25 protein-coding genes are annotated in these 23,039 nt (G+C 49.5%); 17 read left to right on the top strand and 8 right to left on the bottom strand.

Going from position 1 to position 23,039, the window contains the following annotated elements:
• The first annotated feature begins 36 nt into the window (after positions 1-36).
• Positions 37-1,353 (top strand): guanine deaminase, encoded by a 1,317-nt coding sequence (guaD, locus tag ACQUQM_RS09340; protein WP_432474206.1) that lies wholly within the window; start codon positions 37-39, stop codon positions 1,351-1,353.
• Between the two features lie 93 nt (positions 1,354-1,446).
• Here guaD and ACQUQM_RS09345 read toward each other — a convergent pair whose 3' ends face one another.
• Complete coding sequence (locus ACQUQM_RS09345) at positions 1,447-2,175, bottom strand: GntR family transcriptional regulator (RefSeq protein ID WP_432474207.1); 729 nt, start codon at positions 2,173-2,175, stop codon at positions 1,447-1,449.
• Between the two features lie 394 nt (positions 2,176-2,569).
• Here ACQUQM_RS09345 and ACQUQM_RS09350 point away from each other — a divergent pair, with 394 nt between their 5' ends.
• Positions 2,570-3,190, top strand: coding sequence for a LysE family translocator (locus ACQUQM_RS09350; RefSeq protein ID WP_432474208.1), 621 nt, complete (start codon positions 2,570-2,572; stop codon positions 3,188-3,190).
• A gap of 129 nt (positions 3,191-3,319) precedes the next feature.
• On the opposite strand, the gene uraH is transcribed toward ACQUQM_RS09350, so the two are convergent.
• Positions 3,320-3,670 (bottom strand): hydroxyisourate hydrolase, encoded by a 351-nt coding sequence (gene uraH / locus ACQUQM_RS09355; protein WP_432474209.1) that lies wholly within the window; start codon positions 3,668-3,670, stop codon positions 3,320-3,322.
• A gap of 376 nt (positions 3,671-4,046) precedes the next feature.
• Between uraH and puuE the strand changes: the two genes are divergently transcribed.
• The 6 genes from puuE (at position 4,047) to ACQUQM_RS09385 (ending at position 9,158) form a co-directional block, all read left to right on the top strand.
• Complete coding sequence (gene puuE, locus ACQUQM_RS09360) at positions 4,047-4,970, top strand: allantoinase PuuE (RefSeq protein WP_432474210.1); 924 nt, start codon at positions 4,047-4,049, stop codon at positions 4,968-4,970.
• Positions 4,967-5,488, top strand: a complete 522-nt coding sequence (gene uraD / locus ACQUQM_RS09365) for a 2-oxo-4-hydroxy-4-carboxy-5-ureidoimidazoline decarboxylase (RefSeq protein WP_432474211.1) — start codon at positions 4,967-4,969, stop codon at positions 5,486-5,488. Before puuE ends, uraD begins: the two co-directional genes overlap by 4 nt.
• 27 nt (positions 5,489-5,515) lie before the next feature.
• Positions 5,516-6,517 (top strand): allantoicase, encoded by a 1,002-nt coding sequence (alc, locus tag ACQUQM_RS09370; RefSeq protein ID WP_432474212.1) that lies wholly within the window; start codon positions 5,516-5,518, stop codon positions 6,515-6,517.
• A gap of 7 nt (positions 6,518-6,524) precedes the next feature.
• On the top strand, positions 6,525-7,028 hold the full coding sequence (locus ACQUQM_RS09375) for an ureidoglycolate lyase (RefSeq protein WP_432474213.1): 504 nt from the start codon (positions 6,525-6,527) through the stop codon (positions 7,026-7,028).
• Between the two features lie 90 nt (positions 7,029-7,118).
• A complete protein-coding gene (locus ACQUQM_RS09380; protein ID WP_432474214.1) occupies positions 7,119-8,300 on the top strand; it encodes a urate hydroxylase PuuD in 1,182 nt (393 codons plus the stop codon).
• A gap of 234 nt (positions 8,301-8,534) precedes the next feature.
• Entirely contained in the window at positions 8,535-9,158 is a 624-nt protein-coding gene (locus tag ACQUQM_RS09385; RefSeq protein WP_432474215.1) for a TetR/AcrR family transcriptional regulator, read from the top strand.
• A gap of 106 nt (positions 9,159-9,264) precedes the next feature.
• Here ACQUQM_RS09385 and ACQUQM_RS09390 read toward each other — a convergent pair whose 3' ends face one another.
• A complete protein-coding gene (locus ACQUQM_RS09390) occupies positions 9,265-9,702 on the bottom strand; it encodes a GlcG/HbpS family heme-binding protein (protein ID WP_432474216.1) in 438 nt (145 codons plus the stop codon).
• Positions 9,703-10,100: 398 nt separating this feature from the next.
• Here ACQUQM_RS09390 and pyk point away from each other — a divergent pair, with 398 nt between their 5' ends.
• On the top strand, positions 10,101-11,528 hold the full coding sequence (gene pyk / locus ACQUQM_RS09395; protein ID WP_432474217.1) for a pyruvate kinase: 1,428 nt from the start codon (positions 10,101-10,103) through the stop codon (positions 11,526-11,528).
• A 128-nt stretch (positions 11,529-11,656) separates the two neighbouring features.
• The gene (locus ACQUQM_RS09400) at positions 11,657-12,331 is read left to right on the top strand and encodes an HAD family hydrolase (RefSeq protein ID WP_432474218.1); all 675 of its coding nucleotides are present in this window, start codon (positions 11,657-11,659) and stop codon (positions 12,329-12,331) included.
• 73 nt (positions 12,332-12,404) lie between these two features.
• Here the strand turns inward: ACQUQM_RS09400 and ACQUQM_RS09405 are convergent, their stop codons facing one another.
• The 3 genes from ACQUQM_RS09405 to ACQUQM_RS09415 form a co-directional block, all read right to left on the bottom strand.
• A complete protein-coding gene (locus ACQUQM_RS09405) occupies positions 12,405-12,749 on the bottom strand; it encodes a hypothetical protein (protein ID WP_432474219.1) in 345 nt (114 codons plus the stop codon).
• Positions 12,750-13,558: 809 nt separating this feature from the next.
• Complete coding sequence (locus ACQUQM_RS09410) at positions 13,559-14,137, bottom strand: phosphoribosyltransferase (protein ID WP_432474220.1); 579 nt, start codon at positions 14,135-14,137, stop codon at positions 13,559-13,561.
• A gap of 76 nt (positions 14,138-14,213) precedes the next feature.
• Positions 14,214-14,792: a phosphoribosyltransferase gene (locus ACQUQM_RS09415; RefSeq protein ID WP_432474221.1), complete on the bottom strand. Its 579-nt coding sequence runs from the start codon at positions 14,790-14,792 to the stop codon at positions 14,214-14,216.
• Between the two features lie 292 nt (positions 14,793-15,084).
• On the opposite strand from ACQUQM_RS09415, the gene ACQUQM_RS09420 reads away from it, so the two are divergent.
• The 3 genes from ACQUQM_RS09420 to ACQUQM_RS09430 all read left to right on the top strand — a co-directional run bounded on the left by ACQUQM_RS09420 (position 15,085) and on the right by ACQUQM_RS09430 (position 17,160).
• Complete coding sequence (locus ACQUQM_RS09420; RefSeq protein ID WP_432474222.1) at positions 15,085-15,363, top strand: SemiSWEET transporter; 279 nt, start codon at positions 15,085-15,087, stop codon at positions 15,361-15,363.
• A 286-nt stretch (positions 15,364-15,649) separates the two neighbouring features.
• Positions 15,650-16,234, top strand: a complete 585-nt coding sequence (locus ACQUQM_RS09425) for a c-type cytochrome (protein ID WP_432474223.1) — start codon at positions 15,650-15,652, stop codon at positions 16,232-16,234.
• A gap of 11 nt (positions 16,235-16,245) precedes the next feature.
• Positions 16,246-17,160: a c-type cytochrome gene (locus ACQUQM_RS09430; RefSeq protein ID WP_432474224.1), complete on the top strand. Its 915-nt coding sequence runs from the start codon at positions 16,246-16,248 to the stop codon at positions 17,158-17,160.
• A 92-nt stretch (positions 17,161-17,252) separates the two neighbouring features.
• Here the strand turns inward: ACQUQM_RS09430 and bfr (ACQUQM_RS09435) are convergent, their stop codons facing one another.
• Complete coding sequence (bfr, locus tag ACQUQM_RS09435; protein WP_432474225.1) at positions 17,253-17,723, bottom strand: bacterioferritin; 471 nt, start codon at positions 17,721-17,723, stop codon at positions 17,253-17,255.
• Between the two features lie 16 nt (positions 17,724-17,739).
• Complete coding sequence (gene bfr / locus ACQUQM_RS09440) at positions 17,740-18,204, bottom strand: bacterioferritin (RefSeq protein ID WP_432474226.1); 465 nt, start codon at positions 18,202-18,204, stop codon at positions 17,740-17,742.
• A 307-nt stretch (positions 18,205-18,511) separates the two neighbouring features.
• Between bfr (ACQUQM_RS09440) and ACQUQM_RS09445 the strand changes: the two genes are divergently transcribed.
• The 4 genes from ACQUQM_RS09445 to ACQUQM_RS09460 all read left to right on the top strand — a co-directional run bounded on the left by ACQUQM_RS09445 (position 18,512) and on the right by ACQUQM_RS09460 (position 22,936).
• Entirely contained in the window at positions 18,512-18,706 is a 195-nt protein-coding gene (locus tag ACQUQM_RS09445) for a (2Fe-2S)-binding protein (RefSeq protein WP_432474227.1), read from the top strand.
• Positions 18,707-19,050: 344 nt separating this feature from the next.
• Positions 19,051-20,634, top strand: coding sequence for a methyl-accepting chemotaxis protein (locus ACQUQM_RS09450; RefSeq protein ID WP_432474228.1), 1,584 nt, complete (start codon positions 19,051-19,053; stop codon positions 20,632-20,634).
• A 225-nt stretch (positions 20,635-20,859) separates the two neighbouring features.
• Complete coding sequence (locus ACQUQM_RS09455; RefSeq protein WP_432474229.1) at positions 20,860-21,546, top strand: winged helix-turn-helix domain-containing protein; 687 nt, start codon at positions 20,860-20,862, stop codon at positions 21,544-21,546.
• Positions 21,527-22,936, top strand: coding sequence for an ATP-binding protein (locus tag ACQUQM_RS09460; protein WP_432474230.1), 1,410 nt, complete (start codon positions 21,527-21,529; stop codon positions 22,934-22,936). The genes ACQUQM_RS09455 and ACQUQM_RS09460 overlap by 20 nt, the downstream gene beginning before the upstream one ends.
• The last annotated feature ends 103 nt before the right edge of the window (positions 22,937-23,039 follow it).

Genomic DNA, 23,039 nt, shown 5'->3' on the forward strand with positions numbered 1-23,039 from the left:
GTCGCGCCCCATTGAAAAAAACGAGACAAAAACCACATGACACAGCCTAAGCAAACGATTCAAGCTTACCGCGCAGCTATCCTGGACAGTATTGGCGATCCCGCTGAAGTTGGGATTGAAGCCAGTTATCGCTATTTTGAAGACGGTCTGATGGTCGTAGAAAACGGCCAGATAACAGCGTTGGGCGAGGCCAGCAATCTGCTAAAAGATCTGCCAGCCGACGTGCCGGTAAAGCAGTATACGGACGCGCTGATCACCCCGGGATTCATTGATACTCATATCCACTACCCCCAGACCGGTATGATCGCCTCTTACGGCGAGCAACTGCTGGACTGGCTGGAGAACTACACCTTCCCGGCAGAACACCGCTTTGAAGACAAAAAGCACGCCGATGAAGTGGCCGATATTTTCCTCACCGAACTGCTGCGTAACGGCACGACTACTGCTCTGGTCTTTGGCACAGTACATCCACAATCCGTCGATGCGTTCTTTGAGGCCGCAGAACAACGCGACCTGCGAATGATCGCCGGCAAAGTAATGATGGACCGCAATGCGCCTGAAACCCTGACCGACACCCCTGAAAGCAGCTACCAGGACAGTAAAGCTCTGATCGAACGCTGGCACGGCAAAGGCCGGCTGCATTATGCGGTAACGCCGCGTTTTGCACCGACCAGTACCAGCGAACAGCTGGCTGCCGCAGGTAAGCTGCTGGGGGAATATGAAGGTCTGTATATGCATACGCACCTGTCGGAAAACAAACAAGAGGTCGAGTGGGTCAAGGAACTGTTCCCGGAACAGAATGGCTACCTGGACGTCTATGATCATCACAACCTGCTGAGTGAGCGTTCAGTATTTGCCCACGGCATCCATCTCTGTGACGACGAGTGCAAGCGACTGGCAGAAACCGATTCAGCTATCGCCTTCTGCCCGACCTCCAACCTGTTCCTGGGTAGCGGTCTGTTCGACCTGCCAAAGATGGAAGCGCATAAAATCAAAGTGGGTTTAGGTACCGATGTTGGCGCAGGCACCAGCTTCTCGATTCTGCAAACCATTAATGAAGCCTATAAAGTAATGCAGTTACAGGGCGAGAAACTGAACCCGTTTAAGTCACTGTATCTGGCTACTTTAGGTGGTGCCCGGGCACTCAAACTTGAAGATAAAGTCGGCAACCTGGAGCCTGGAACAGAGGCTGACTTTACTGTGCTGGACTACAACTCCACACCATTGATGGGCTATCGCATGGCTCAGGCCAAAACCCTTGAAGAGCGCCTGTTTGTAATGATGACGCTGGGTGATGACCGGGCCGTACAAGAGACCTTCGCGGCAGGCCGCTCGGTCTACCTTCGCGACTGAGGCGTCGTTTTCGCAGACCCCATAAACAAAAAAACGCCCTGATGGGCGTTTTTTTTGTTTTCCTTTTTAAGCAAAGCAGAAGCGTCTACTGGCCTACTTTTTGCCCCGAACATTTGAAAACACAGCCTTCAGATCATCGGAGGCATTATCATCATCCAGACTCAGTTTTTTCTCGACATGATCCAGATGATGCATCATCAAACGCACCGCTTTACTCTTATCCCGTTTCTTGATTGCATCGATCAGTTCGAAGTGCTCGTCATAGGAACAATGGGATTTAGCACCGCTCTCGAACTGGGCAATAATAAGCGAACACTGGGACACCAGGCTACGCTGAAAGCTCAGTAGTGGCGGATTGTCCGCCATCTCGGCCATCTGCAGGTGAAACTCACCGGATAAGCGAATCCCGGCACCGCGATCACCGCGGGAAAAACACTCCTGCTCTTCCAGCACCAATTGGTTTAGCTTATCGATCTGACTATCTTCAGCATTATCGATCACCAGCTCGGTAACCGCCTTTTCGACGATCCGGCGGGCAAATACGATCTGACGTGCTTCTTCAATCGTTGGACTGGCAACAACAGCCCCCCGGTTGGGCCGCAACACCACAACCTGCTCATGCCCCAAACGGGACAGTGCGCGTCGGATGATGGTGCGGCTTACGCCAAAGATTTCACCGAGGGACTCTTCATTGAGCTTAGTTCCGGGAGCAAGTCGCTGCTCAAGGATTGCATCAAAGATATGCGCATAAACGACATCATCTTGAGTGCTCTTATTTTTGCGGCCTTTTTCAGGTGCAATCGCGTGTAATGTTTGATTCATAGACTCTACTATCTACATAGCTGTACAGAACAAATAGTGCGTGCTTCAACAACGAACCTGCTTCAGACATGGGCACGCTAATAATATAGACAAATAGTACATAAAAGCCTGTATTTTGTACACAGCACTGCCCGAACCACTCCGTTAATACTCACTTATTATAGTAAATCTAGTTGTTACCCTGCTATAGACTTGTAGCAACTTAGATCAACAGTATGATTCATAAGCGGATTTTCAACTTTCAGCAACCAAGCTAAAGCTTGACTTTTTTGTATACAATTGTAATATAACAACCCATACAATCCCTGCTTTTCTTTGGCGACAGGTCTTCCTGTAGCCTTTCCTGTATACCCCTCCTTTGAGGGCCCTCTTCTGTAAATTATGGAGTACGACTATGACCCTGGATACCTGGCTACTATTTTGTTCTGCTTCCCTGCTGGTAATACTGATTCCAGGCCCACTGTCCCTGCTGATGGTAGCCAACAGCCTTAACCATGGCTTGCTGCGCAGCACGCCGGCATTCATTGGTGGAGTCAGTGCCTCCCTTATCCTGCTGATCGCTTCCGCATCCGGGCTCGGCGCCCTGCTGCTGGCCTCTGAAGATCTATTCAGCTTTATACGCTATGCCGGCGCAGCTTATCTTATCTACCTTGGCTTTATGACATGGAAAGACGCCCGCCAGGCAGCGAAACCGCAACAAGACACCTCAGTACCTTCGGTCAGCTTTGCTCCTATGTTCTTGCGCGCATTTACCCTGGGTATCAGCAACCCCAAAGACATCCTGTTTTTTGTCGCTTTTCTGCCTCAGTTTATTAATCCTGAAACGGCTTTAGGCACCCAATTACTGGTCATGACCGCTAGCTGGTGCGTCCTCGATCTGTGCTGCAAACTGGCCTACGGTACCAGTGCCCGCCTGTTAGCGCCGGTATTACGCAAAGGTCGTCACATGCAGACTTTTAACCGTTTCAGTGCGGGACTGTTCGTCAGTGCCGGTACTGCGGTGATTCTTAAATAGTCAAAAACAGTTACCTCTGATCGGACAGATAGCCCTCAGCCGATACTATCAATCCACAACGATGGCTATAAAAAAAGCCGCCAGGTCAGACCTGGCGGCTTTTTTACATTTGATAGCAATGCTAGCTACTTAGCTGCCCCGATAAGTCGAATAGCTGTACGGGGAAATTAACAGGGGTACATGATAGTGCTCACCTTCATCGGCGACACCAAAGCGCAACACGACCTCATCGAGAAATGCCGGTTCAGGCAGCTCAACGCCACGCTTGCGATAATAGGCGCCCACACTGAACACCAGCTCATAAACACCTTTGGTAAAATCACTGCCTTCCAAAACCGGTTGATCACAGCGACCATCATCATTGGTATTGACGGTAGTGATCAGCTCCCGCTCAGTACCAATTCGGTAGAGTGCGACCGGAATATCGTTACCCGGACAACCGTGGGCGGAGTCCAGCACATGCGTAGTTAAATAACCCATAAATTTATTACAGTGCCTGAAGCACTCTCCTGAGTATTGTTAGTATTAGCCGGCCCGGCAATTTAACAACGGGCCAGCAGCCATTAGATATGACCACTATAGAGCAGAAACCGAAAACACATCAACAATAATTTATACTTTTGTATACATTATCAGCCAAAATTAGCTAAACCAGCTCTAAATCCATATGCAAACCCGGCAAAAAGTCACTCACATAAGCAGAGAGCCTAACATAAACACACAAAACCTGACCCGCGAGACAAGTTTTTTTTGCATTTTGTGATATTTATTGTATACAATGAGTGGAGTTAATGTTTATATTTATACCATCATTAAAGAATACTTTGATTTTCTCTGCACCCTAAGGAGTCGACCCGTGAGCAATGACTATCCACGCGATCTGATCGGATACGGCAATAACCCACCACACCCTCGTTGGCCAGACCAGGCACGTATTGCTATATCTTTCGTACTTAACTACGAAGAAGGTGGTGAGCGCTGCATTCTTCACGGCGATAATGAATCTGAAGCCTTCCTGTCTGAAATGCCTGGCGCGCAGTCGCTGTCTGGTGTGCGTAACATGAGCATGGAATCATGCTATGAATATGGCAGCCGCGCTGGTGTATGGCGTCTTCTGAAACTGTTCAACAAATATGAAATCCCACTGACGATCTTTGCTGTTGCAATGGCCGTTGAACGTCATCCTGAAGTCGCCCGGGCGATGGCAGCAGCCGGCCACGAGATCTGCAGCCATGGCTATCGCTGGATCGACTATCAGTACACCAGCGAAGCGGAAGAACGTGAACACCTGAACAAAGCGATCGAAATCATCACTCAGGTTACCGGCAACCGTCCGGACGGTTGGTATACCGGTCGCAACAGCCCCAACACCCGAAATCTGGTGATGGAAGAAGGCGGTTTCCTGTACGACTCCGATGCCTACGATGACGACCTGCCCTACTGGGTCGATAACAACGGCACAGGTCATCTGGTAATCCCTTATACACTGGATACCAATGACATGCGTTTTGCCACACAGCAGGGTTTCAATAGTGGCGAGCAATTTTATCAGTATCTGAAAGACAGTTTTGACACCTTATATGCAGAAGGCGCTGATGCTCCGAAGATGCTGTCTATCGGTCTGCACTGTCGACTGATCGGACGCCCGGCCCGGATCGCAGCATTAGAACGTTTTATTGCCTACGCCAAAAGCCACGAACAGGTCTGGTTCACCCGTCGCGTCGATATAGCAAAGCACTGGCATGAGAACCACCCATACAACCCGGAGACATCCCGATGAGCAAAAACTATTTTAAATCCTGCACCCCGAGCCAGATGAACCGGGAAAGTTTTGTTCAAACCTTCGGCGATATCTATGAGCACTCGGCCTGGGTCGCTGAGCAAGCCTACGATCAGGGTATCGATTCCAGCCACGACGAGATTACATGCCTGCAACAACGTATGGCTGCAATTATGCTGGGTGCTGAAAAACAGGCACAACTTGATCTGATAAATGCCCACCCGGATCTCGCGGGTAAAGCAGCAATCGCCGGAGAGCTGACCGATTCCTCTACTTCAGAGCAGTCAGGAGCCGGTATCAGCGATTGTAACGCACAAGAGTTTGCCCGTTTTACGCAGCTCAATGATGCCTATAAAGCCAAATTCAACTTCCCTTTCATCATGGCAGTGAAAGGCAGTAATCGTCACCTGATCCTGGCCGCGTTTGAGGAGCGAATCCACAACAGCCCGGAGCAGGAGTTTGCCAGAGCAGTAACAGAGATTAATAAAATTGCCCAGTTTCGACTGGAAATAATGTAACCAATATCAGCCACGGTGAGTCAAAATATGAGCACAGCAACATTTCAAAAATTCATTAACCTGGCCGATGCACGCCTGGGTAGTAAAGCCACTTTCGTGACCGATGACTGGTTCGCTGCAGTAGACCGCATGCTGCAGCCGGAAGCACCGGTCTGGAAAGAAGGTGTTTTCGATGACAACGGTAAGTGGATGGACGGCTGGGAATCCCGCCGTAAGCGCTTTGAAGGCTATGACTTTGCCGTTATTCGCCTCGGTGTTCCAGGTGTGATCAAAGGTATCGAAATTGATACTTCGTTCTTCACCGGCAACTTTCCACCATCAGCATCTCTTGAGGCTTGCTTCTGCCCTGAAGGCGATCCGGCTGACAATGCTGAATGGACTGAACTGCTGGGCGCAGTCAGCCTCAACGGTGACAGCCAGCACCTACACGCTGTAGCTGATGATCGTCCATGGACTCATATTCGTTTTAACATTTTCCCGGATGGTGGTGTAGCCCGTCTTAAGGTTTACGGCATCCCGTACCTTGACTGGTCGAACATCGGCAGCGATCAGGAAATTGACCTGGCAGCCTCCCTGAGCGGCGGCCGCGCCCTCGCTTGCAGCGATGAACATTTCGGTACTATGAGCAACATTCTCAACCCGGGCCGCGGTATCAATATGGGTGATGGCTGGGAAACCGCTCGTCGCCGCACACCAGGTAATGACTGGGTAATCGTCGCGCTGGGCCATCCTGGTGAGATCAGCCGTATTGTAGTCGACACCCTGCACTTTAAAGGTAACTATCCTGATAGCTGTTCAATTCAGGCGGCCTACGTTAAAGGCGGTACCGACGAGCAGATCGAAACCCAGAGCCTGTTCTGGAAAGAGCTATTGCCGGCACAGAAGCTGGAGATGCATCAGGAGCACGAGTTTGTAGAACAGATCCGCAATACTGGCCCGATAACCCATATTCGTCTGAATATCTTCCCGGATGGCGGCGTCAGCCGACTGAAACTGTTCGGTAACATCTCTGATAAGAAAGCCGACTGAGGTAAGTATGCTGATTCTTCGTCCACAGCCACTGACAGCTGAAGCCTTCGCCCCTTACGGCGATGTGATCGAAACCGCGGATCGTGACTTTTTCATGATCAACAACGGTTCGACCCAACGTTTTCACCGACTGGCCGAAGTACAACTCGGCACGCCTGAGGATCAAGGCATTATCAGTATTTTCAGGGCTCAGGCCCTGGAGATGCCGCTAGCCATCAAAATGATGGAGCGCCACCCTCTGGGCAGTCAGGCTTTCATACCACTGAAGCAGAACCCGTTTCTGCTATTAGTGGCAGAGCCCGGTGAGAATCCACAGCCTGAAGCGATAAAAGCATTTATCACCGACGGTAGCCAGGGTGTTAACTATCACCTGGGCGTATGGCATCACCCGATCCTCTGCTGCGTAGATGAAGATGACTTCCTGGTGGTCGATCGCCAGGGAGAAGGTAACAACTGCGATGAGTTCTTTTTTGCCGAGGGGACAGAGATCCTGCTCGACCCCGGCAAGTAACTCACTGCTAAACAGAAATAAACCCTATAACAATAATACTTTTGACCTTTAACAGTGACTGTACGGTCAAATCTATATGAGGAGTAAACAATGGATCCGCATATTACTGAATGGCTGAACCTGGCGGTTCGCTGGGCCCATATGATCGCAGGTATCGCCTGGATCGGCGCGTCCTTTTATTTTAACTGGCTGGAAAACCACCTGGACCGGAGCAAGCCCCGTAAAGGACTGACCGGTGACTTGTGGGCGATCCATGGTGGTGGTATTTACCATCTGGAGAAATACAAGCTGGCACCACCACAAATGCCAGAAACGCTGCACTGGTTTAAGTGGGAAGCCTATGCCACATTCCTGACAGGCTTCTTCCTGCTGGCGGTAGTTTACTATCTCAATGCTCAACTGTATCTGGTTGCACCGGGCTCAGATCTGAGTTCAGGCGCCGCTATCGCTATCAGCGTTGGCAGCCTGATTGCAGGCTGGTTTATTTACACTACGCTGTGTGATTCTGCACTGGGTAAAAAACCGGCGCTACTGGCTGCGATACTGTTCATTCTGCTGGTTGCTGCAGCCTGGGGCTTCTCTCAGGTATTCAGCGGACGCGGTGCCTTTATCCATGTTGGTGCGATCATCGGTACTATCATGGTTGGTAACGTATTCCGTGTGATCATGCCGGCACAGCGTGCACTTGTTGGTGCGATTGAAGCGGGCCGCGAACCGGATCCTGCGCTGCCGGCCAAAGGCCTGTTGCGTTCACGCCACAACAACTACTTCACCCTGCCGGTGCTGTTCATTATGATCAGCAATCACTTCCCGAGCACTTATGGCCACGAATACAACTGGGCAGTTCTGGCAGCCCTTGCGGTACTGAGCGTATTAGCGCGCCATTACTTCAACACCCGCCACGAATCCCAGAAGTACGCCTGGACCCTGCCAGCTACAGCCTTCGGCATGATCGCCCTGGCCTTTGTTGTAGCGCCTAAACAGGTAGCTCCTGCGAACCAGGAACAGCAGATCAGCTTCGCTGAAGTTGAGCAAGTAATCAGCGAACGTTGCTCTGTATGCCACTCGGCTACTCCAAGCTTTGCTGGTTTCAGCACCGCACCGGCCGGAGTTATTCTCGACAAACCGGAGCAGATGCAAACACTGGCATCTCAGATCCATGCCCAGTCAATTGCCACTCAGGCGATGCCGTTGGGTAATATCACACAGATGACCCAGCAAGAGCGTGATCTGGTAGGCCTGTGGATAGCCAAAGGCGCGCCAATCGAGTAACGCCCTCCTTAGTACTTACAGCTAAGCAATAAACACCGGCCAGTTTAATACTGCCGGTGTTTTTTCAGGACCGAATAACCAGTTACCTCCGATGCTCTCCTGCAGCAAAGCAAAACCAGCCCCTATTACACTCAGATCATATAATCCTCCTTGAGCAAGCTGCCGAACTGGGCTAACATTGGTCTACAATAACCTAACCCAGAAGTCAGAAAAAATCAGGAGCGGCGTATACCAATGGCTAGTATCAGGGAGCGCAACCGGGAACTGATTATTCAGGCTGCGAGTGAAATCTTCGCCAACCGCGGCTATGCGGCAACCAAAACTGTCGATATCGCCAGCCTGGCAGGCCTGCCTAAAGCCAACGTCTATTACTACTTCAAGACCAAAGAGAACCTCTACCGCAGCGTACTTGAGAGCGTAATCGAGCCTCTGCTGCAGGCATATGTACCTTTTTACGAACACACTGATCCGGCAGCTGCGCTGGAACAGTATATTCGCGCCAAGATCCGCATCTCCCAGCAACACCCCCATGCATCGAAGGTATTCGCCAGCGAAATAATGCATGGCGCGCCTCACCTGCCTGAGGATATTTCTCTGCAGATGATGGAACACACACGCCAGAGCAGCGCACTAATTCAGTCATGGATTGATCAAGGACTGATGGCCGAAGTTGATCCTCAGCACCTGCTATTTACCATCTGGGCTTCAACTCAGACCTATGCCGATTTCGACTGGCAGATAACCCAGATTACCGGCAAAGAAAAGATGGAACAGGAAGACTACGATGCCGCAGCAGAACTGATTGTTCAGCTGGTACTTAAAGGCTGTGAAGTGCGCTCGCCCGTCACGACTGACTGAAACAACAGCAGACCATTACTAAAAAGCCCCTGACCAGTCGAAACTGATCAGGGGCTTTTTTAGTAGCCAGCGCAGCGCTTAACTGCTTAACGTTATACCTGGTTAATTATACAAAGCAGCCATCAACAAACAAACCTGCCGCCTTGACGCCGCTGATAGCGCACTGCTCATCAATGTCCGAAGTATCGCCTGTTATACCGATCGCACCCAGCACTTCATTCTTCTCATCACGAATCAACACACCGCCCGCAACCGGGATCAGGCTACCCTGCGCAAGGGTATTCAAAGCAGAGACAAAAGCAGGCCGGTCCTGGGCATCCTCTCCCAAAGCACGGGAGGATTTACCCATCGCTACCGCCCCCCACGCCTTACCAATCGCGATATCAGGGCGCATCATGCTTGCCCCATCCTGACGCTGCAGAGAGATCAGTTTGCCTCCATTATCCAGTATCGCCACCGTCAACGGCGAGGTTTTAAGTTCAAGGCCCTTATCGAAGGCAGCCTGTGTAATAGTGATCGAGCTCTCCAGATTCAATCGGCTCATAGTTAATACTCCTGATAAATTGCAAGATTAAAAATGCGTGAGGGCTTCCGATACCTGGATCAAATGACACGGACAGACAGTATTTAAACTGCTTACTGATGATGGTCATGATGTATGCATAGCCCTGAATATATAAACCAACATACAATCAAACAACATCTTTGTATACAAAGTATCGAGTGATTTTATTTCACATTGAGAAAAACAAGCATAATGACGCGCTTCAAGTACCTATATACCAGCATTATAAATTCACAAACCCACTTCTTGACTTCTGAGTCAGGTTTTGACTAGAATGAAGCTATGCTCATTGTATACAAACACGCACAACCTGCCTTCGCAGAAGCTGCACTGGATTACGATTAGCCAAGCCCCTTTCATACCCGGAGGATACACCGATGAATAGCGAGCAAACTCCCGATAAAAAAGTAAAAATCCTCGCCACTCTGGGTCCAGCAATCGAATCACCAGCCCAGGTTCGTGAACTGGTCAAACAAGGCGCTAATATTTTCCGCCTTAACTTCAGCCATGGAGAACACCAGGACCACGCCGAACGCCTGGACTGGATACGCAGCGTCGAACGGGAAATGAATACACCCATTGGCGTACTGATGGACCTGCAGGGGCCAAAGCTTCGTGTCGGCAACTTTACAGAAGGATCAGTCTGCCTCGAGAAAGGCCAGCAATTCAGACTTGACCTGGATCCCACACCCGGCAATAAACAGCGGGTTAACCTGCCCCATCCTGAAATAATCCAGGCACTGAAACAGAATATGGATCTGCTACTGGATGACGGAAAGCTCCGCCTGCGGGTACTGCAGAAGAATGACTCAAGTATTCTCACAGAAGTTATCGTCGGTGGTGAGCTGTCAGACCGTAAAGGGGTCAATGTACCCGAGGCAGTTCTGCAGCTGAGCCCTTTAACTGAAAAAGACCGCCGCGACCTGGAGTTTGGACTGCAGATCGGTGTCGACTGGGTCGCCCTCTCTTTCGTACAGCGCCCTGAAGATATCGTCGAAGCCCGCGAACTGATCCAGGACCGCGCTTTCCTGATGGCTAAGATAGAGAAGCCCTCTGCAGTTGAACATCTGGATGAGATTGTCGAACTCTGTGATGCGATCATGGTTGCCCGTGGTGATCTCGGGGTTGAACTGCCAGCAGAAACGATACCGGCAATTCAGAAACGCATCATCCAGACCTGCCGCCATAAAGGTCGCCCGGTGGTGGTTGCTACGCAGATGCTGGAATCGATGCGCTTCTCTCCGGCGCCAACCCGTGCCGAAGTAACCGATGTTGCCCACGCCGTATATGAAGGGGCCGACGCAGTGATGCTTTCGGCAGAAACCGCTTCCGGAGACTATCCTGTCGATGCGGTCAATATGATGAGCAAGATTATCCGCAATATTGAAGCCGATCCCGGTTATCACCCACAACTTGATATTAACCGTCCGCAGCCAAACGCCACTACCGAAGATGCGATCAGCTGCGCAATTCGCAGGGTTTGCGGCATTCTCGATGTTTCAGTCCTGATCAACTTTACCAGCTCAGGGGCAACCGGTCTGAGAGCCGCTCGAGAGCGCCCTAAAGCACCAATTCTTAACCTGACGCCAAACCTTAGTACAGCACGTAAACTGACACTTGTCTGGGGTATCCATTCAGTCGTTAATCCGGAATTTGCCCAGATTGGCGAAATAACGCCCACAGCACTGGAAGAAGCTAAGCGGCAGGGCATGGCTCAACCGGGTGATACGGTAATAGTGACCGCCGGTATGCCGTTCGGCCAGCCAGGCAGCACTAATATGATGCGTATAGAGAGCGTTTGTTAATGTAAATAATTTCTCTCCCTTTCCAGAGGGACCTTTCGGGGCTTTAAGGTAAACTTAAAGCCCCTTTTTTATCTGAACGGTTAATCGTATTACAGCCTGACCGATCTGTGACTGATATTTAAGAAACTATGACCACACTTTTTTTCGATCTCGATGGCACACTGCTGGATACCCAGGCGGGAATCGCAGGCTCAATCCGCCATGCCCTATCCGAGCTAGGCCATCCCGGTGTATCTGAGGAGCAGCTAAAACGCTGTTTCGGTCCGCCCCTACGCCATAGCTTCGCGCAGTTACTCGATACCGATAAGCAAGCCCTTATTATCCAGGCCGTGACTCTGTTCAGGCAGCACTACCTGAACCACGGAATCAGCACCTATGAAGTCTACCCGGGCATAATCGATCTGCTTGAACAACTTTGCCAGAATCAGACCCGGTCACCGATTCAAAATAGCAACCCTGTAACAATGCATATCCTGACCGCCAAGCCCCAGAAACAGGCTGAATGGCTGATTACTCATTCCGGTTTAGAGGTTTTTTTTGATAGCGTATATGGCAGCGAAGATAACGGTATAAAAAGCAATAAATCCAGCCACCTTGCAATGCTGTTGAACGAAACCGATATCCCGAAAGCAAACTGCTGGATGGTGGGTGACAGGGATAGCGATATCTTTGCAGCAAAAGACAATGACATAGCCTCAGTAGCGGTACACTGGGGCTATGGTGATCGACAGGAACTTTACCAGAGCGACAGCGATCACCACATCACTATACCGCAGCAGCTGCTGCCACTGCTGTCCCTGTAGATAACAAGTTAACGACCAATACTATGTACAGGGTCTATGCTGCAGAACGCGAAAAAAGATCTTAGAGTATTTTTCAGAGGTACTGCTCAACAAAAACCGCCGCTTCTTCACGGGTAAAAAATTCTTCTAAACGCACAAAGCCGGAGACCACTGAGCTTTTTATCGAAACAACTCTTCCAGCAATATTCCTTTCTGTAATCCAGCTATCCGGTAAACCATCCAAAGAGTGAAAAGGCGCAGGGTTACCATTGCCGAAGCGTGATATTTCAATATCTCCACTGGTCTGGTCCATAAATGCAGGACTGAAACTATGCTGGTTGTTTGCCTGGCTAACGCCACCGGTACCAGAATACTGCTGGTTCTCAAGCGGCAGATCGACTGCGGAAGTCAGGTCAGATGTTTCGGATGACTGCGACATTTTGCTTATCTCCTCGTCAGGTCAGAGATACTCTCTGGATGGATAGTTATCCACTCCTTTGGCCACTGTTCCAAGCTTAGGAAGCAATCCGAAATTACTACATAGTACTTTGGCACCAATACCTATCTTCTTTGGTCGCAAATATAAAGCATTGAAAGCACTGCTATATCAATACAATCTCAGCCATCATGATTCTCGCAGACAAAAAAAACCGCTGCAATAACAGCGGTATAAAAATGGTCAGTTGAGCCGATAAAGGATCAGGCCTCTGATTGACCACAGCAGTTGAGCGTACCTACCGGAACCTGATCAGCATGGAAATAGCTTGCTGAACAGCAATAAAAATCATTCCAGCCTGGAAGTGAAGAATCAACATCATCTATTGGGGGAACCGTGCAATCTTTCATCTCCACCTCCTGAAACTTAAAAACAATACCCGAGTAATTAAGTTGGTTATTCTATATATCCTAGCAATTTAGTCAACTAATATTTTTATATTATGTCTGCCTCATTCTTCCTTCCCTACAACCCCAATCAATGGTGCGCAGGCGCTCTTCTGCAAACCCGGCAAACACGCCAGCCTCTTTGGCGTAACGGGGCCAATTAGCTCCCCTCCCCCCCTGTTATCTCATTGATAATCTGACAGGCTTCTTTACGGAATGATTGCGCCGGGATCAGCAGGCCTGCCGGATGAAGTCATCCCTGCTCCTCTATCACCAACCCATACAAAAAAGGGCTGGTATCGCTACCAGCCCTTTTAATACTTCTCACAACAGCCGATCCTGCATCTGACTGTTACACTGCGCAATCTAACTTAGCTTTACACTTTCCATAATAGGTTGCAGGTCCGGCTTATTGGCAAAGATTTCCTCTTCGCTCAGGCCAACCATTTCATAGGGCAGGACCAGCCATTTATCACTGGTATTAACGTAGTAATCAGGCACCCGCTCGGTACGGTTGTTATCCGGCTTATACCAGGGCACCGCGACTCTCACATCAGCCGGCATATTACGTTTTACGCGCCGGGACAGTTGCTCAATCACCGCGTTGATACTGATACCGGAGCTGAATACATCATCAACGATCAGTAGTTTATCGTCATGATTCAGGTTCTCCAGCAGGTACCGTAAACCGTGCACTTTAATATTCTGCTGGTCTTCGATCATCGACTGATAGCTTGGCAAGCCCTGATATGAGGTACGAATCGCAATGTGGTCGGTCTTCACACCCAGGTACTGCAGGCACTCCTGAACGTAGATACCGACGGTGCTGCCACCACGCCAGATACCCACTATAAAGTCAGGACGATAACCGCTTTCAAAAATCTGCGCACCTAAGCGAAATGAATCGCAGATCAGAGCGTCTTCTTTAATAAATAACTTTTCCAAAATAATAACCCGCCTTAAACCTGAACAGATGACCGTAATTATCACTACAGCCAATTGTATAAACTCTACCGATCGTTCACTTAGCTTCGGTTGGTATCAGATGTTTAATGATATCGAACAGCTCTGGTCGATGTTCTGCGATCTCATCAGCCGTTAGCCCTTCCAGCGAATGGGGATATTTGAGCCAGGCTTCAGTCTCGTGCAGATAGTACTCAGGATCGACCCCGGTCTTATTTCGGGTCGGCTTAAAGTAAGGCACCGCAATGCGGATATCTTCCGGCGAATTAAGTCGACACTTCTGTTTCAGCTCTTTGATAACCGCCTGAATCGTTAAGCCAGTATCGTACACATCATCGACAATCAGCAGCTTGTCGGTCGCGGTGATGTTTTTAATCAGGTAGTCCATGCCATGAATCAGCACAGTTTTGGAGCGGCCATCGATACCGGCGCTGTAAGACGATGTTCTGATTGCGATATGGTCGCTTTCGACACCGTAGTAAGCCAGGAACTCCTGCACCGCAACTCCAATAGGGGTGCCACCACGCCAGATTGCGATAATATAGTTTGGCCGGAAACCATCATTGAGGATCTGCGCCCCAAGACGAAATGAATCGTCCAGCAAAGTTTGCGGATCAAGGTATGTCTTTTCGATCATAAATATTCACTCCATCGGCCGCTCCGAAATACACTTACCGGAACGGCTATCTATCTCTCTGCATCACTATCAAAATAACGTTTGCTGCAACTTTAAATATAACTATTTACAGCACATCAATATAACCACGCCAGTCAACACAGACCGTTTGAGCAAGAGTATAAACTACTCTCCAAGATGAATGGACCCGAGTTTAAAAAATCCTTCCCGAATGGTGCATTGTGCTTATTGAGATAGTCTCAAAGACGCTATAAAATCCACACCCCAATTCTCCACTCAGAAGCATCGCTAAATGGAACCCGTTACCCTGATCGGCCTGCTGGCTGCCTGCTGCACCACTGTCGCTTTCATTCCCCAGGTGATTCAGATCTTGCGTACCGGCAATGTCGATGGCATATCCCTGATGATGTATTCCGTATTCACTATCGGCGTCACCTGCTGGCTTATTTATGGCCTGGCACTAGATGACCTGCCAATGATCCTGGCGAATACGATCACCCTGATTCTGGCGGGGATGGTGCTGGCTTTAACTATACTTAAGCGCCGTAAAATGAAAGTCACTGCCGGGTAATGCCTCAGCATTTTCTTCTTTTCATGCTCCTTCTAATTACCTCCCTTTATTTCACAAACGGAGCCTGAATAGAATTCAGGACAAGTATTCATATCAATCCGCTTTGCCGCAAACTGAATCAAACGTCACTTGACCTTCCCCCAACTGGATACTTTATCCTGCGTGCCAATGAAAGTACCAATTTATCGACCGGAAAAAGCGAATAACTTGAGCTGGCGGTGTATTATGTCGCCCTGTCGACCACCGACTCACCTGTCAATCTGTTGTATGTAAGGATTTTGCTTCAATGCGTAAGACCGTTATTGCTACTGCGTTAATATTTTTTACTGCCATCACACCTCAGCTGGTATCAGCCCACGGCGGCGCCAGCGGGATCGTTAAAGAACGCATGGATCTGATGGACGATATGAAAGGTGCCGTAAAAAAGGTTGCTGCCATTTTTAAAGGTGACATAGAACATAACCCTGACACCATACGTGACGCTGCACTTATTATCCGTGATCATTCCGGCGACGCTATGACAAAACTATTCCCAACAGATAGCCTGTCGGGGCACAGTGAAGCAACCCCTGCGATCTGGCAGGAATGGCAGCGTTTCCAAAAGCTGTCCGACCGACAAGTTAAGCTGGCACAGGGGCTATATAACGCGGCTGACAATAAGGGCGAATCGAGTCAGGGGCATATGATGGGGTCACAGTCAATGATGGGCTCCGCGTCCATGATGGGTTCTGACTCTATGATAAGAGGCGATGAAAAAATGCTTCACATGGACGATCCTGACTATCTCGGCACTATGCCTGCCAGTATGGTTTTCAAAATGCTCACCGATAACTGTTCCTCCTGCCACGAGCGCTATCGCAAAGAGATGTAACAGAGAAGCCTATGAAAAAGCGATGGTTAATTAGCCCCGTTCTGGCATTGCTTGTGATAGCCCTCTTATTTACATTCTGGGCGAGCACACCATTGCGAGCCGCCTTTAACAGCTCGCCAGAGCAGACTCAACTCAATGCTAAGCCCGGTAATATTGCTAATGGTGCTTATCTTGCCAGAGCGTCAGGCTGTATCGCCTGTCATACTGATAAAGAAGCGCCTGGTCAACCTCTTGCGGGAGGAGCACCGTTGCAGACCCCGTTTGGTACCTTCTACGCTCCGAATCTGACTACAGATAAGACACATGGAATCGGCAACTGGACTTTGCAACAGTTTGCCCAGGCCCTGCGTCACGGTATTTCCCCTGCTGGCGAACCCTACTACCCGGCCTTTCCTTACACGTTCTACACCCGCCTGAGCGACCAGGATATCGCAGACCTTTGGGCGGCCTTTAAGACGGTACCACCAGCTAACCAGGCCAATACGGCGCATAAGCTGGGCTTCCCGTTCAATATCCGCCAGGGTGTGGCACTATGGCAAAGCATGTTCATGGAGGATCAGCCTTTCACTCCTTCGAAGGCTCAGAATCAGCACTATAATCGGGGGAAATATCTGGTAGAGAGTGCTGCGCATTGTGCGGCCTGTCATAGCCCCCGCAATCTGCTCGGAGCCCTGGAGAAGGAGCAGCTTTTCACCGGCAGTCCGTCATTACTGGAAGGCGAAGGATCGGTTCCTGCTATTACAGCTCAGGCTCTGACAGAAGCTGGCTGGACTGAATCCGATCTGTCTTATGCTCTGCAATCAGGAATCAAAGCCGACGGTGATGTATTTGGTGGCAGTATGTCAGAAGTGGTCCGCGATGGAACATCTTTCCTGCAAAAGCAGGATCTGGATGCCATCGCTTACTATCTGTTTAACAAGGACTAGCGGCTACATCTGAGGCCCAATTGCCAGATTCCCAAGTATGAAAAGCCAGCATACGCTGGCTTCTGACATTCAGATTAGGACAAAAATACCTGTTAACCCATCTGCGCCTGCAGATAGTTCGGCAGACCAACCTTCTGAATCAGGCCCAGCTGTTGTTCCAGCCAATAGGCATGGTCTTCTTCGGTATCTTTTAGCTGCCCTTCCAACATTTCACGGCTGACATAATCCTGCTCATCCTCACAGAGTTTAATCGCAGCCTTCAGCGCTTTATCCACTGAATATTCAATCTGCAGGTCGCTTTCCAGCATCTCCGGCACATTTGTTCCGATATTAAGACCATGACGTTTGCTCAGATCCGGCGTACCTTCCAGAAACAGGATTCGTTCGATCAGCAAAGCCGCATGGCCTTTCTCATCATCGAACTCATGATCGATGCGCTCGAAAAGCTTTTCAAAACCCCAGTCCTGATACATACGGGAGTGAATAAAATACTGATCCATCGCGGTCAACTCACCGGCCAAAAGCTGGTTCAGTGTACTGATAACTTTATCGCTTCCTTTCATCTTGATCACCTCTCAATTACATCTGTGACTGCAGATAGTTTTCAATACCCGTATGCCGCATCAGGTACTGCTGGGTCTCAATCCAATCGACATAATCTTCCTCATATTTCAGGATATCTTCCAGCAATTCACGGCTGACATAATCCCCTTTAGTCTCGCAGTATGCGATCGCCTCCCGCAATTGCTTCAGCTGCTCCAGCTCCAGCTCCATATCGCATTTCAGCATCTCTTCAGTATGCTCACCGATACGCAGCCGTCCGAGATTCTGAAGATTAGGCAACCCTTCGAGCAACAGAATCCGCTCAATCAGATCGTCTGCCTGCTTCATATCTTTGATTGATTTTTTATAGGCCTTTTCATTCAGTTTTTCCAAACCCCAGTTTCTGAACATACGGGCGTGAAGAAAGTACTGATTAATAGAGGTCAGTTCCACCGTCAGAATCTGATTCAGGTAACTGAGTACCTGCTTGTCTTCTTTCATCCTAAACCCTCCCAGATCACTAGATCCATGCAATTTATCTTCCTTATAGTGAAATAAAGACTAGACAAGCAATCACTAAAAATAAAACCCGAATTAACACTTTCCGGCGCCATTATTCTGAATAGCAATACAGCCTCCTTCTGCACATCAATTACAGTGGAGCACTAACCGGGAGAACAGTCAGTACCAGACTGATAACTGTTTGATAAAGCGAAGAATTTAACAGGTCTCAAACAGAGCATTGCATTAAATCTAAATGAGATGTATTATCAACACCGTTATTATCTACAACAACGGTTGGCTACTTATGTATATTTGTATCTGCAGCAATGTCACAGACAGTGAAATCAAACTGGCGGTTGAAAACGGTGCCCGCGATGTGCGCGACCTGAACCGTGAACTCTGTGTCGGCAGTTGTTGTGGTAAGTGCACTCGCGCAGCACGTCAGATAATCAACAGCCATGTTGCTGAGCAAGATTTAGCCTATTCCGCGGCGTCTTAATATTATGACGATTGAAATCTTAAACAGCCTTGCTCCAGCAGCACTCTTTCTGGTCTGGCTGATCGCTTGCGCTCTATATTTTTATAAATCGACCCGGACAAAATTCAACAAGAGTTAACTGAACTAAACACCCGACTCCTGCGCCCTCTTCTCATAATCTCCCAGTAACTCTATTGCCACCTCCCTATCGCTAACCTCCCGGTCTGATCGCTAAGGTTACCTGTTCTGATCCCCCCAGCCTCTGACAAACCAAAACGGTTATATAAGCTATTTAATTCGTTTCGTATGCCAGATACACTGCCAACTTGTATACAATAAAAACATCCGGCGCACGGAGAACATGCATGCCTGAACAAACCGCCCTGACTGGTCGCGAACACAACATCGATAAGGACAGTGCTCTGATATCAACCTCTGACCTGACCGGTAACATAAACTATTGCAACGATCAGCTATACAATTTTACGGGCTATTGCAGTCAGGATGTTATCGGCAACCAGCAAAGAATGCTTGGCGCCGGTGGCGTACCACCTTCTGTATTCTCCGACCTGTATAGCTCTTTACAAGCGAATAAAGCCTATATCGCAGTGCTTAAAAACCGCTGTAAAAACGGCGATCACTACTGGGCTAATGTTTATTTCACGCCGATCTACGAACAGGGAAAACTGGCTGGTATCGAATCGATCCGCAGCCAGCCAACCGCTGAATCCGTGGCCCGGGCACAGAAGATTTACCCTAAGCGACAAGCAGCCCAGCAAAAACGTTCTGTCAGTGATATCTGGATGCAGCAAGGTCTGCATACCAAGCTGGGAATGGGAATTAGCGCACTGCTTACGCTTGCCTTCTGCACGCTTGCTTACCTGCTACCGGATAAGCAGCCGGAGTTAGCGATAACCGGTGCTGTAACCTTACTATTTAGCTGGTTACTGATTAGCACAATGACGCGCGGCCTGCGCCAGGCCGCCAGCAAATCCCGCTCAGTTATAGACAACAACCTGGCAACGCTGATTTATACCGGCCGGCAAGATGAAATTGGCCAACTGCAACTGGCAATCGAAGTACTGCAGGCAAAACTGAAAACCGCACTAATTCGGGTCAGCGAGGCCGCTGATGACCTGGTTGAGCAGACAGCCCATTCACAAACAGCAGTATCGAACACTCAGGCAGAGATCAGCCGCCAGGAACAGGAAATTGACCAGATTGTAGTCGCTATGGAGCAGATGTCAGCGACGGTTGGTGACATTGCCCAGAACACACTCGAAGCATCGCAAGGCGCAGAAGAAGCCGACCAAATGGCCATCAGCAGTAAAGATACGATGCAGATGACTGCCGGGCAAATCACCACGCTGGCCCAGAACATTGAGTCCGCCAGAGAGGTTATTCAATCCCTGGAACAAGACAGTAAGGCGATCGGCGAAATTATGACGGTCATACACGCAGTTGCCGAACAGACTAATCTGCTGGCACTGAATGCAGCGATTGAAGCGGCCCGTGCCGGTGACCAGGGACGCGGCTTTGCCGTTGTAGCCGACGAAGTGCGCAGCCTTGCAGCCCGTACTCAGGGTTCTGTTGCCGACATAGAAGAGATGATCGCTCGCTTGCAAACCACCACCCATCAGGCGGTTCAGGTCATGTCAGCCAGTACCCCATTAGCAACAGGCAGTGTCGAGCAAACCAATATGGCCCAAACTTCACTGGAACAGATCAGCGAACGTATCAGCCAGATCAGCAATCTCAATAGCATGATAGCCAGCGCGGCAGAGGAACAGTCTGCAGTGACGAACAATATCACTGAAACTATCAATATGATCGGACAGTCCGCACAGTCAACCTCGAGCCATGCCCGGGAAAACCTCGAATCAAGCAGTCAGCTATCCAACCTGACACAGCGCCTGCATGGCATAATCCGAAGTTTTAGTAACAGTTAATTCAGTTACATTACAAGGCCATACTGCTCCCGAAGCAGGGAGCTTATTGTTCACCGATAAAGCTACCGCTCAATATCCTGAACAAGGCTACACCGATAGTTATCTTCAGCCGCTAAATTTTCCAATATTCGTGGACTTGAACTGGCTAACCGACGCTGCATTACAATGCTGAAAGGTTCGCCGACTGCGGATGCCAAACCCGACCGACAATGCTAACGTTGGACTATGAAACTGTTACTGATAGAAGATGATCAAAAAATTTCCGGCTATGTCGCCAAAGGCTTTCGCGAGTCCGGTGATATAGTCGATACTCAGGCCGATGGTAATGATGGTTTAGCGATGGCGATGGAAGGTAACTATGACCTGCTCATAGTCGATGTCATGTTACCGGGTCGGGATGGCTTATCGGTTATCGAAGAGATGCGGGCCCGTGGTCTGGCCACACCGGTCATTATTCTCAGCGCCAAGCGCTCGGTAGAAGACCGGGTCAGAGGGCTGGAAACAGGCAGTGACGACTACCTCACTAAGCCGTTTTCTTTCACCGAACTGCAGGCCCGGGCCCAGGCGCTGTTGAGGCGTTCACAGCAAGGTAATTCTGAAGCTGGATTACATCAGGAGTTGACGTTTTCCGATCTGGTGATGGACCCTTACAGTAAAGTCGTCACCCGCAGTGGCCAGCGCATTCGACTGCAACCCCGTGAATATCAGCTGTTGGAATATATGCTGCGTAATCCGGGCCGGGTACTGTCTAAAACGCTGGTGCTGGAGCACGTCTGGGAGTACAGCTTCGATCCCCAGACCAATGTTGTCGACGTTCTCGTATGCCGCCTGCGCAGTAAGATCGACAAAGACTTTAGCCCAAAACTGATTCATACCCTGCGGGGGGTCGGCTATGTTCTTAAAGTCGATTAACCGGCTGCGTCGCAATACCGCTGTCAGGCTGACTCTACGCTTTGCCACGTTGTTTCTGCTCAGCGCGGCCTTGCTGTTCGTCACGGTTGATTTTCTGCTGAGCAAGTCTCAGCTGGAAAAAGACCAACTACAAATCAGCTCTTTTCTGGAAAGCTACCAACGACTGGAAGACCAGGCTGGCTTGCATAAACTGGAACTGGTTATCGAGCGTGATGCGCCCTATTTTCAGCGCAGTGAGATGCGGGTTGCCATAAAAGATAGCCAAGGCAAAAACCTTATATTGATACAGCCTGAGTCATGGCAGGGTGAGCTGATACTGTCTCCTGCCAGCCCTGATGAGACGTGGCAGCACGGCACACTGCAGGACAGCTTACAGAATAGTGCAACAGGTCTCATATTCAGGGAGGTTCAGCTGGCGGACGGCTTGTCACTGAGTATTGGAAAATCAGCAGCACTCAGAGAAGCTCAGTTATCCAGCTACCGCGGCCTGGTTCTGTTAGTGATGTTACCGCTGTTGCTACTTGGTCTGCTGCTTACCGCCTACATGAACTGGCATACATTAAGACCCCTGCATGATCTGATCGATACTGTCCGTAGCATCCAGGCAAATCAGCTAAAAGCCAGGGTAGATATTCGCAACCCTGACTCCGAACTAGGTGAACTGGCAAAGCTGTTTAACGATATGCTGGCACAGATACAACGCTTAATAGATGGGATGCGCCACTCACTGGATTCGGTCGCCCACGATCTGCGCACGCCCCTGTCAAGAATGCGTTTAAGCCTGGAATCAGCGCTGACAAAACCCGACGAACAGGCTTTGAAAGAGGCATTAATGGACTGTGCCGAAGAGAGCCAACAGATCGAAGCGATGCTCAAAACACTGATGGATCTGTCCGAAGCTGAAAGCGGTATTCTGAAACTTCACAAGTCTCAATTGAACCCGGCAACGCTGATTGAAGAGTGTATTGAGTTATACGACTATGTCGCCGAAGAGAAGTCGATCCGATTAAATTTTGATAACAGCTTTGAAAGTACTGCAGAGCAAACCATTAACGCCGATCCTATTCGGTTACGCCAGGCGCTGGCTAACCTGTTGGACAATGCTATCAAATACACCCCCGAAGGCGGTTTGATCTCCGTTAAACTGGGTAGCGATAACCGGAACCTGAATATTTCAATAAAGGACAGTGGCATCGGTATTACTGCGCAGGATCAGCCCCTCATCTTCGACAGGTTATTCCGCGCACAGAGCTGTCGCAGTGAACCCGGTATGGGCCTGGGCCTGAGCCTGGTTAAAGCCATTATTGAAGCGCATAAGGGATCTATCCGCGTTGATAGCGACTTAGGCAAAGGCAGCTGCTTCAGCCTCACACTCCCCTTGACCAAATAGCCATAACCGATCCTCAATTAAAATTCTCTTCTGATTTAGTGTTTCCATTCGGTTGTTGGGTTTACGAATGGTACAATTGCCCGATTATCTAATTTCAATCAGC

The organism is Amphritea sp. HPY, from assembly GCF_050870985.1.
GTDB lineage: Bacteria > Pseudomonadota > Gammaproteobacteria > Pseudomonadales > Balneatricaceae > Amphritea.

What these genes read in the sequence shown, in the direction of transcription:
- guaD (WP_432474206.1), top strand. Translation starts at nt 37, where the DNA reads ATGACACAGCCTAAGCAAACGATTCAAGCTTACCGCGCAGCTATCCTG.
- ACQUQM_RS09345 (WP_432474207.1), bottom strand. Translation starts at nt 2,175, where the DNA reads ATGAATCAAACATTACACGCGATTGCACCTGAAAAAGGCCGCAAAAAT.
- ACQUQM_RS09350 (WP_432474208.1), top strand. Translation starts at nt 2,570, where the DNA reads ATGACCCTGGATACCTGGCTACTATTTTGTTCTGCTTCCCTGCTGGTA.
- uraH (WP_432474209.1), bottom strand. Translation starts at nt 3,670, where the DNA reads ATGGGTTATTTAACTACGCATGTGCTGGACTCCGCCCACGGTTGTCCG.
- uraD (WP_432474211.1), top strand. Translation starts at nt 4,967, where the DNA reads ATGAGCAAAAACTATTTTAAATCCTGCACCCCGAGCCAGATGAACCGG.
- alc (WP_432474212.1), top strand. Translation starts at nt 5,516, where the DNA reads ATGAGCACAGCAACATTTCAAAAATTCATTAACCTGGCCGATGCACGC.
- ACQUQM_RS09375 (WP_432474213.1), top strand. Translation starts at nt 6,525, where the DNA reads ATGCTGATTCTTCGTCCACAGCCACTGACAGCTGAAGCCTTCGCCCCT.
- ACQUQM_RS09380 (WP_432474214.1), top strand. Translation starts at nt 7,119, where the DNA reads ATGGATCCGCATATTACTGAATGGCTGAACCTGGCGGTTCGCTGGGCC.
- ACQUQM_RS09385 (WP_432474215.1), top strand. Translation starts at nt 8,535, where the DNA reads ATGGCTAGTATCAGGGAGCGCAACCGGGAACTGATTATTCAGGCTGCG.
- ACQUQM_RS09390 (WP_432474216.1), bottom strand. Translation starts at nt 9,702, where the DNA reads ATGAGCCGATTGAATCTGGAGAGCTCGATCACTATTACACAGGCTGCC.
- pyk (WP_432474217.1), top strand. Translation starts at nt 10,101, where the DNA reads ATGAATAGCGAGCAAACTCCCGATAAAAAAGTAAAAATCCTCGCCACT.
- ACQUQM_RS09400 (WP_432474218.1), top strand. Translation starts at nt 11,657, where the DNA reads ATGACCACACTTTTTTTCGATCTCGATGGCACACTGCTGGATACCCAG.
- ACQUQM_RS09405 (WP_432474219.1), bottom strand. Translation starts at nt 12,749, where the DNA reads ATGTCGCAGTCATCCGAAACATCTGACCTGACTTCCGCAGTCGATCTG.
- ACQUQM_RS09415 (WP_432474221.1), bottom strand. Translation starts at nt 14,792, where the DNA reads ATGATCGAAAAGACATACCTTGATCCGCAAACTTTGCTGGACGATTCA.
- ACQUQM_RS09420 (WP_432474222.1), top strand. Translation starts at nt 15,085, where the DNA reads ATGGAACCCGTTACCCTGATCGGCCTGCTGGCTGCCTGCTGCACCACT.
- ACQUQM_RS09425 (WP_432474223.1), top strand. Translation starts at nt 15,650, where the DNA reads ATGCGTAAGACCGTTATTGCTACTGCGTTAATATTTTTTACTGCCATC.
- ACQUQM_RS09430 (WP_432474224.1), top strand. Translation starts at nt 16,246, where the DNA reads ATGAAAAAGCGATGGTTAATTAGCCCCGTTCTGGCATTGCTTGTGATA.
- bfr (WP_432474225.1), bottom strand. Translation starts at nt 17,723, where the DNA reads ATGAAAGGAAGCGATAAAGTTATCAGTACACTGAACCAGCTTTTGGCC.
- bfr (WP_432474226.1), bottom strand. Translation starts at nt 18,204, where the DNA reads ATGAAAGAAGACAAGCAGGTACTCAGTTACCTGAATCAGATTCTGACG.
- ACQUQM_RS09445 (WP_432474227.1), top strand. Translation starts at nt 18,512, where the DNA reads ATGTATATTTGTATCTGCAGCAATGTCACAGACAGTGAAATCAAACTG.
- ACQUQM_RS09450 (WP_432474228.1), top strand. Translation starts at nt 19,051, where the DNA reads ATGCCTGAACAAACCGCCCTGACTGGTCGCGAACACAACATCGATAAG.
- ACQUQM_RS09455 (WP_432474229.1), top strand. Translation starts at nt 20,860, where the DNA reads ATGAAACTGTTACTGATAGAAGATGATCAAAAAATTTCCGGCTATGTC.
- ACQUQM_RS09460 (WP_432474230.1), top strand. Translation starts at nt 21,527, where the DNA reads ATGTTCTTAAAGTCGATTAACCGGCTGCGTCGCAATACCGCTGTCAGG.